The 1,206-nt window shown below is 31.8% G+C and carries 1 protein-coding gene; it reads left to right on the forward strand.

The genetic code is table 11. The features are described 5' to 3' along the window. Positions 1-1,097: IS110 family RNA-guided transposase (locus ABTW65_RS29390; protein ID WP_350666724.1), on the forward strand; the 1,097-nt coding region annotated here is incomplete at its 5' end. Positions 1,098-1,206 lie beyond the last annotated feature (109 nt).

A 1,206-nucleotide genomic window follows, 5' to 3' on the forward strand; every position in this document is an offset into this window, starting at 1 on the left:
GTTACAATTATTTACTCAAGTATTTGAATGACTTAGACCACCCACAACTCATAATTGAATCTACAGGTATCTATTCAAGAGGTATGGTACGATTTTGTTGTGTAAATCAAATTAACTATATTCAAATGAATCCGTTAGAAGCCAAATTTAAAACGAGCGCACTAAGATCATGGAAAACTGATCAGGCAGATGCTCATAAGCTTGCTTGTTTAGGACCGACGCTTAAACAAACAGGCAGCTTACCTATACATGATTTAATATTCTTTGAATTAAGAGAACGCTTCCGTTTTCATATAGAAATCGAGAATGAACAAAATCGACTTAAATTTCAGATCCTTGAATTACTCCATCAAACATTCCCTGGTTTAGAAAGATTGTTTAGTAGTCGATATTCAATCATTGCACTCAACATCGCAGAAATCTTTACTCATCCAGACATGGTTCTTGATATCGACAAGGATGTACTTTTTACACATATTTTCAATTCTACAGATAAGGGAATGTCAATGGATAAAGCTACAAAATATGCACTACAATTAAGAGTGATTGCTCAAGAAAGCTATCCTAATGTCGATAGACATTCCTTTCTAGTCGAAAAATTACGCTTACTTATTCAACAATTAAAACAAACTATTCATCATCTCAAACAATTAGATGATGCCAAGATTCAATTATCACAACAACACGATTATTTTGAAAATATTCATTCTATAACAGGTATTGGTAAGCTAAGCACAGCTATGATTATTGGGGAGATTGGTGATATTAAGCGATTTAAATCAAATAAACAACTCAATGCTTTTGTTGGCATTGATATCAAACGATATCAATCAGGTCATACACACTGTAGAGATACCATCAACAAGCGTGGTAATAAAAAAGCGAGAAAACTTTTATTTTGGGTGATTATGAATATAATAAGAGGGCAGCATCATTATGACAATCATGTCGTCGATTATTACTACAAACTAAGAAAGCAGCCTAATGAGAAACCTCATAAGACTGCCATCATTGCTTGTATAAATCGATTATTAAAAACAATTCATTATCTTGTAATGAATCATAAATTGTACGATTATCAAATGTCACCACATTAGCCAAACGTACAATCAAATATAGTTTAACACCTTATTCAAAAAAATTAAAATGAACGGTTTAGTTAAGTAATGCTTATTTTAATTATAAGTACTTGACTAATCGTAGGAA

The organism is Nocardioides sp. NPDC127503 (genome assembly GCF_040302165.1).
Taxonomy (GTDB): Bacteria; Actinomycetota; Actinomycetes; order Propionibacteriales; family Nocardioidaceae; genus Nocardioides.